This is a genomic window from Nocardioides sp. NPDC057577, from assembly GCF_042801335.1.
Classification (GTDB): Bacteria; Actinomycetota; Actinomycetes; order Propionibacteriales; family Nocardioidaceae; genus Nocardioides.
Genome location: NZ_JBHVGB010000067.1, coordinates 20,448 through 27,558, shown reverse-complemented (window position 1 = coordinate 27,558; position 7,111 = coordinate 20,448). Strand labels below are relative to the sequence as shown.

The following is a 7,111-nucleotide window of genomic DNA, read 5'->3' as shown; positions in this document are numbered from 1 at the left end:
TCTAACGAGCCGACTCGGCGTGATTCTTCGTCAGAACGCGCCGACTCGGCGGGGCTGAGCGTTCAGACCAGGGCGCTCAGCGGGGTGGGCTTGCGGCCACCGACCTGCTCGACGACGTCGGTGACGGTGGCGAGCTTGCCGAGGCGGGTCGCGGTGCCGAACGAGGTCAGCAGCGGGGCGATGAAGTCCGGGAGCCCGGCGGAGGCCAGGCCGGCGGTGTAGGCCTCGTCGTCGACCTGGACAACCTCGACCGGCTTGCCGGACCTCTGCGTGGCGAGCTCGGCCAGATCGGCCGCGGTGTAGGCGTGCGAGCCGGTCACGTCGTACGCCTTGCCCTCATGTCCCTCGCTCGTCAGGACCCCGGCGGCGACGGCCGCGCAGTCGGCGCGGGTGACGTAGGCCGCGCCGCCGTCGCCGATGTTGGTGACGAGCTGCCCGGTCGCGGCGGCCTGGGCCACGGCGTCGACCTGCATGTCGGCGTAGAGGTTGTTGCGCAGCATGGTCCAGGCCAGGCCGCTCTCGCGCAGCGCGTCCTCGGTCGCGGAATGGTCGGGGACGACGCCGGCGGGGTTGTCGGCGGTCGGCTCGGGCACCGAGGTGTAGGCGATGTGGCGTACGCCCGCCTTGACCGCGGCGTCGATGGCGGCGCGATGGCCCTCGACCCGGGCTCCGACGACGTCGGTCGAGATGAGCAGCACGCGCTCGACGCCGGAGAAGGCGTCGACGAGCTCCTCGGGCTTGCCGAAGTCGGCGGCTCGGACGTCGGCGCCACGCTCGGCGTAGTCGGAGAGCTTGGCCGGGTCGCGGGTGAGGAGCACGACCTCGGCGGGGTCGACGGTGGTGAGGAGCTGGTCGGCGACGAGGCGACCGAGCTGGCCGGAGGCGCCGGTGATGGCGATGCTCATGGAGAGTTCCTATCTGTAGTCACAGCGATGACGGTTACATAAATGTAGTCATAGCGATGGCAATAAGGCAAGATAGGGGCATGGCCACACCGACGAACACCCGTTTCGCGGTGGCCGTGCATGTCCTGACCTACCTCGCCGCGAGCGCTGCTGTGGGCCGCACGACCCCGGTCAGCTCCGACGAGCTGGCGGGCAGCACCGACGTCAACCCCGTCCACGTACGCAAGGTCCTCGGGCCGCTCCGCACGGCGGGTCTGGTCCGATCGCGTCCGGGTGCTCACGGGGGATGGGAGCTGGACGCGGAGCCCGGGGCGGTCAACCTCGCCCAGGTGTGGCAGGTGCTGCAGGGAGATGACCCGGTCCTCGGCATCCACGGGCCCAATCCCGCCTGCCCGGTCGGGGCCAGCATCCAGGGAGTGCTGACCGACCTCGACCGCCGCGTCGCCAAGGCCGTCCTGGCCGAGCTAGAAGGCATCTCGCTCAGCGACGTGCTCGACGATTCCGGTTTCGACCCGGCGGACTACGCCGGGCTTCTGCCCTGAGTTCGGGCAGCGATAGCCTCTCGGACTGTGGAGCTATATGGGGCCGCCGACCGCGAGCGAATCGTCGCCGAGCCGCCCAAGCGCGTGGCCGCGCCGGAGCGTACGCAGTTCGAGCGCGACCGGGCCCGCGTGGTGCATGCCGCCTCGACCCGACGGCTGGCGGCCAAGACCCAGGTCGTGGGGCCGCAGGCCGATGACTTCGTACGCAACCGGCTGACCCACTCGCTCGAGGTCGCCCAGGTCGCGCGGGACCTGTCCCGTGCCCTGAACGGGCCGGACTCGCCACAGCCCGACATCGCCGAGACCGCGGCCCTCGCGCACGACCTCGGGCACCCACCGTTCGGGCACAACGGTGAGAACGTGCTCGCCGAGCAGGCGAAGGGCATCGGCGGGTTCGAGGGCAACGCCCAGACGCTGCGGATCCTGACCCGGCTCGAGGCGAAGACATTCGACGCCGACGGGCGCTCGGTCGGGCTCAACCTGACCCGGGCGACGCTGGATGCCTGCACGAAGTATCCGTGGGGCTTCGGCGAGCGGAAGGGCGCGAAGTTCGGGGTCTATGAGGACGACCTGCCCGTCTTCACCTGGCTGCGCGCCGCGGACGCCGGTCAGCGGCAGTGCGTCGAGGCGCAGATCATGGACCTCTCCGACGATGTCGCCTACTCCGTCCATGACGTCGAGGACGGCATCGTCGCCGGCAAGATCGACCTCGCCCGCCTCGACCTCGACGGCGTCGCCGCGACCGTGTCCGACTGGTACGTCCCGGGCTTCGACCGCGCTCTCGCGGTCTCGACCATCGCCGACCTGAGCGCCGCCGGCTGCTGGGTCCCCGAGGGCGCTGCGTACGACGCCTCTCGTCGGTCCCGGGCCATGCTCAAGAACCTGACCTCCGACGTCATCGGCAGGTTCTGCGGGGCGGTGCGGGAGGCGACGTACGCCGCCGGCGGCGGTCCCTACGTCCGCTACGGCGCCGAGCTGGTGGTGCCGGAGCAGACCCGCCTGGAGATCGCGCTGCTGAAGGGGATCGCGGCGCACTACGTGATGCGAACCGACGAGCGGGCGGTGAAGATGGATCGCCAGCGCAGCCTGCTCGGCGAGCTTCTCGAGCACCTCGTCTCCACCGGGCCGGACGATCTCGACCGGCAGTTCGCCGACGACTGGCACGCCGCGGCCGACGACTCCGCCCGGCTCCGTGTCGTGATCGACCAGGTCGCCTCGCTGACCGACCTCACCGCGCTGGCCTGGCACGAACGGCTCTGCCGGCGCCTATGATCTGGCCCGTGAGCGATCCCCTCGTCTGGCTGCCCTTCGACCCGTCCGAGCTGGGCGAGGTGCCCGCAGGTCTCCGCTTCGAGCTCTTCGACCACACCCGCTTCACCGACGGCGCGGTGAAGGTGCCGGACTCGGTGGGTGAGGTGGCCTTCTACCTGCCGCCCTACATGCTCGGCTCGCGCATCTTCGACGTCGTCAGCCAGATGACCTCGCTCCAGGTGGTGCAGCTGCTCACCGCTGGGGTCGACGCCGCCCGCGGCCACATCCCCGCGGGGGTGACCCTCTGCAACGGCCGCGGCATCCACGACACCTCGACCGCCGAGCTCGCCGTCACGCTGGTCCTGTCGTCGCTGCGGGGCATCCCCGGGCACGTACGCCATCAGGACGAGCACACCTGGCGGCCCGGCTGGTTCCCGTCGCTGGCCGACAAGAGGGTCCTGATCGTCGGGTACGGAGCGATCGGCCGGGCCATCGAGGCGCGGCTGCTTCCCTTCGAGACCGAGGTGGTCGGGGTCGCACGGACCGCGCGGGAGGGTGTGCACGGCTTCGACGAGCTCGACACGCTCGTGCCCGAGGCCGACGTGATCGTGCTGGCCACGCCGCTCACCGACGAGACCCGCGGCCTGGTCGACCGGAAGCTCTTGGGACGGATGAAGGACGGCGCGCTGCTGGTCAACGTCGCCCGCGGTGGCGTCGTCGTCACCGACGACCTGGTCGCCGAGCTCGCCACGAAGCGGATCCATGCGGCGATCGACGTCGCCGAGACGGAGCCGCTCCCGGCGGAGAGCCCGCTGTGGAGCTCGCCCAACCTGCTCATCACCCCGCATGTCGGCGGGGCGTCGAGCGCGATGTGGCCCCGCGCCTACCGGGTCGTACGCGAGCAACTCGAGCGGTTCGCCGCCGGCGAGCCGCTCGCGAACGTGATGTCTCGCGACTACTGAGGTGGCCATTTCGGACTACCCCGACAACGGAGGGCCACAGGTGTGCTTCAGATAGCAGTAGTCCAGGAGACGGCGGTGCCCGGCGACGTGACCGCCAACGTGGCGACGGCCGCGGACCGGGTCCGCGAGGCGGCCGCGAAGGGCGCGCGCCTGGTCGCGTTGCCCGAGACCTTCACGACCTCGTGGGACCTCGACGCCTTCGACGGCGGTCCGCTGCCCTCGCTCGACGACACCGCTTGGCTGGCGCCGGTGCGGGCCGCGGTGGCCGAGACCGGCGCGGTGCTCGTGCTCAACTCGCCCCTCGCCTACGCCGGACGGCGGGGGATCACCAGCCTGGTCATCGCGCCGGGGGAGGAGCCGGTCGCGGCGTACGACAAACAGCACCTGTTCCCGCCGGAGGTCGGTCGCTTCGAGCCGGGTGAGCACGGCATGACGCTCGAGATCGACGGCGTCCGGGTGGCGCTGTCGGTCTGCTACGACGCCAACTTCCCCGAGCACGCCGCCGCGGCGGCCGCCGACGGCGCGATCCTCTATCTCAACACCGGTGCCTACTTCCCGGGCGGCGGCCACCGGCGTGACCTGCACTATGCCGCCCGGGCGCTGGACAACTCGATGTACGTCGCCTTCGCCGGTCTCGTCGGCGGACCGCTCGACTTCATCGGCGGCTCCGCGGTCTACGACCCGCTCGGCCGGCCGATCGAGCGGCTCGACGACGCCACCCCGGGCATGGTCGTCGCCACCATCGACCCGGCCGAGGTCGCGCGGGTGCGGGACGACCAGCGGATGTGGGCCGACCGCCGCGCGGACCTCGGGCCGCGGCGTACGCTCCTGCTCTAGGGGGTCGGCTCCTCGGAGACCAGCTTTCCGAAGGCGATCATCCGGTTGTCGGTGTGGAAGAGCTCCGAGCAGGTGGTGAGGGTGATCAGTGCCTGGCCCTCGACCTGCTCGGGCTCCACGCCACCACGCTCGGGGTTGTCGGGAAGCGGGTCGGTGACCCACACCGAGGTGAACGGCACGATCAGGTCCCCGCCATTGCTGGTGAGGGCATAGACGTACGTCTTCTCCCTGGTCAGGACGCGGATCTCATCGCCTTCGCGGAGCTCGGGGAGGTCGCGCAGCGGTTCGCCGTGGGTGATCCGGTGCCCGGCGAGCGCGAAGTTGCCGACCTCGCCGGGACCCGCGGTGCCGGAGAAGTGGCCGAGGCCGGCGCCCAGGACCTTGTCGGAGGTGCCGGCGAAGATCGGGATCCGATAGTCCGCGCCGAGGCGGGGGATCTCGATGATGGCCTCTGCGGACCCGAACTCGGTGCTCACCTCGGTGTGCCCCGAGCCCCAGGCGGCCTCGAGCTTCGAGGCCGCGTCCTGCTGGTGCTGTTTGCTCAGAAATGTGGTGCCGTAGACCGTCCAGGCCAGGTACCCGAGAATCCCTACCCCGGCAACGACCATGGCGAGGCCGAGCCAGAAGGAAGCCCGGCGGGCAGTGCGCCGCGGCTTTGTATAGGTAGACATCGGGTCAAGCATCTCAGCCCGATCCGCCGCACCGTAGGATCTGGCGGTGTGGCGGGCCGCATCAAGGAGACGAGCATCCAAGAGGTGCGTGAGAAGGCACGCCTGGACGACATCGTCTCCCAGTACGTCACGCTGCGCCGCGCGGGCCCGGGGACCTACAAGGGCCTGTGCCCGTTCCACGACGAGAAGTCGCCCTCCTTCAACGTGAACCCGTCGCGGGGCTTCTTCAAGTGCTTCGGTTGCCAAGAGGGCGGCGACGTCATCGACTTCGTGATGAAGCTCGAGGGACTGAGCTTCTTCGAGGCGGTCGAGCGGCTCGGCGACAAGGTCGGTGTGCAGGTCCAGCGCGAGGAGGGCGACGACGCACCGGTCCGTCGTGGTCCCGGGCGCGGCAAGCTGGTCGAGGCCCACAAGGTCGCCGCCGAGTTCTATGCCGAGCAGCTGCTGACCCCCGACGCCGTGGTCGCGCGGCAGTTCCTCGCCGACAAGGGCTTCGACCGCGACGCGGCGCTGCACTTCGGGGTCGGGTTCTCGCCGCGCGGGGGAGAGGACCTCTATCGCCACCTTCGGGCGCGCGGCTTCTCGGACGAGGAGGTCGTGACCGCGGGGCTGGTAGCGCACGGGCGCTCGCACTACGACCGGTTCCGCGGCCGGCTGATGTGGCCGATCCGGGAGTCGGGTGGGGACGTCATCGGCTTCGGTGCGCGCCGGCTCTTCGACGACGACCGCATCGAGGCGAAATACCTCAACACCTCCGAGACGCCGATCTACAAGAAGTCGCACGTCCTCTACGGGATCGACCTGGCCCGCAAGGAGATGGCCCGCACCCGCGAGGCGGTGATCGTGGAGGGCTACACCGATGTGATGGCCTGCCACCTCGCCGGGATCACCACCGCCGTGGCGACCTGCGGCACCGCGTTCGGCGACGACCACGCGAAGGTGCTGCGCCGGTTCATCTCCGATGACCAGCAGCTGCGCGGCGCGGTCGTGTTCACCTTCGACGGCGACGCCGCCGGCCAGGCCGCGGCGCTGAAGGCGTTCAAGGGCGACGGCAACTTCACCTCCCAGACCTACGTCGCCGTCGAGCCCGACGGCCTCGACCCCAACGACCTCCGGATCAAGAAGGGCGACGAGGCGGTCCGCGATCTTCTCGCCAACCGCGTCCCGCTCTACGAGTTCGTGCTGCGCAACGTCGCCTCGAAGTACGACCTGGACCGTGCCGACGGCCGTATCGACGCGCTGCGCGAGGCGGCGCCCTTGGTCGCCTCCGTCCGGGACGAGTCCAAGAAGATGGGCTTCACCCGCGACCTGGCCCGCTTCCTCGGCGTCGATCCCGACGAAGCCGCCCGCGAGGTACGCCGCGCCGCCGGCCGCCCCGCGCCCTCGGCTGCTCCGACGCGGCGGGAGGCTGCCCCTGCGGAGGCGCCTGCCGCGCCGCAGCGCCCGCCCATGCCGCACCCGCGCGAGCCGCGCTTCACGGTCGAGCGCGAGACCCTGAAGCTCTTCGTGCAGCACCCTGTCGCGCTGGGGCGCACTACCGGCGAGATCACCCCCGAGGCATTCACCCACCCCCTCTACCGAGCCCTGTGGGAGATCATCGCCGGCCTCGGTGGTCCTGGCGCAGGCACCGGCAACGCCGGCTGGGCCCAGAAGCTCGGTGCCGCCGCCACGGACCCGCTCGTGAGCCGCATCCTCGCCGAGCTCGCCGTGGAGCCGATCCCGTCCGCGAAGGAGCCGGATTCGGCGTACGTCCTGCAGTACGTCGTACGCCTCCTCGAGCTCCTCGACCAGCGCCGCATCGCCGAGGTGAAGAGCCGTCTGCAGCGCTCCGACGCTGCCGCCGACCCCGAGGCCTACAACCGTCTTTTCGCCCAGCTCGCCGCCCTCGAACAGCACCGCCGCGGCCTCCGCAACCTCGTCGCCGAGTGACGGCCTGCCGATTT

At 70.8% G+C, this 7,111-nt stretch carries 7 protein-coding genes; 5 read left to right on the top strand and 2 right to left on the bottom strand.

The annotated features are described in order from the left end of the window. Positions 1 to 62: 62 nt before the first annotated feature. Complete coding sequence (locus tag ACFU7D_RS15105; RefSeq protein WP_378868328.1) at positions 63 to 905, bottom strand: SDR family oxidoreductase; 843 nt, start codon at positions 903 to 905, stop codon at positions 63 to 65. 80 nt (positions 906 to 985) lie between these two features. Here ACFU7D_RS15105 and ACFU7D_RS15100 point away from each other — a divergent pair, with 80 nt between their 5' ends. The 4 genes from ACFU7D_RS15100 to ACFU7D_RS15085 are packed head-to-tail and all read left to right on the top strand — an operon-like array spanning position 986 to position 4,497. Beyond that, positions 986 to 1,447, top strand: a complete 462-nt coding sequence (locus tag ACFU7D_RS15100; protein ID WP_378868325.1) for an Rrf2 family transcriptional regulator — start codon at positions 986 to 988, stop codon at positions 1,445 to 1,447. 27 nt (positions 1,448 to 1,474) lie between these two features. Then, positions 1,475 to 2,719: a deoxyguanosinetriphosphate triphosphohydrolase gene (locus tag ACFU7D_RS15095; protein WP_378730209.1), complete on the top strand. Its 1,245-nt coding sequence runs from the start codon at positions 1,475 to 1,477 to the stop codon at positions 2,717 to 2,719. An 8-nt stretch (positions 2,720 to 2,727) separates the two neighbouring features. Continuing rightward, complete coding sequence (locus tag ACFU7D_RS15090; protein WP_378868322.1) at positions 2,728 to 3,660, top strand: 2-hydroxyacid dehydrogenase; 933 nt, start codon at positions 2,728 to 2,730, stop codon at positions 3,658 to 3,660. Between the two features lie 42 nt (positions 3,661 to 3,702). Next, complete coding sequence (locus ACFU7D_RS15085) at positions 3,703 to 4,497, top strand: carbon-nitrogen hydrolase family protein (protein ID WP_378868319.1); 795 nt, start codon at positions 3,703 to 3,705, stop codon at positions 4,495 to 4,497. On the opposite strand, the gene ACFU7D_RS15080 is transcribed toward ACFU7D_RS15085, so the two are convergent. Next, a complete protein-coding gene (locus ACFU7D_RS15080; protein WP_378730203.1) occupies positions 4,494 to 5,168 on the bottom strand; it encodes a class E sortase in 675 nt (224 codons plus the stop codon). The genes ACFU7D_RS15085 and ACFU7D_RS15080 overlap by 4 nt on opposite strands. A gap of 48 nt (positions 5,169 to 5,216) precedes the next feature. Here ACFU7D_RS15080 and dnaG point away from each other — a divergent pair, with 48 nt between their 5' ends. Continuing rightward, positions 5,217 to 7,097: a DNA primase gene (dnaG, locus tag ACFU7D_RS15075; RefSeq protein WP_378868317.1), complete on the top strand. Its 1,881-nt coding sequence runs from the start codon at positions 5,217 to 5,219 to the stop codon at positions 7,095 to 7,097. Positions 7,098 to 7,111: the final 14 nt, after the last annotated feature.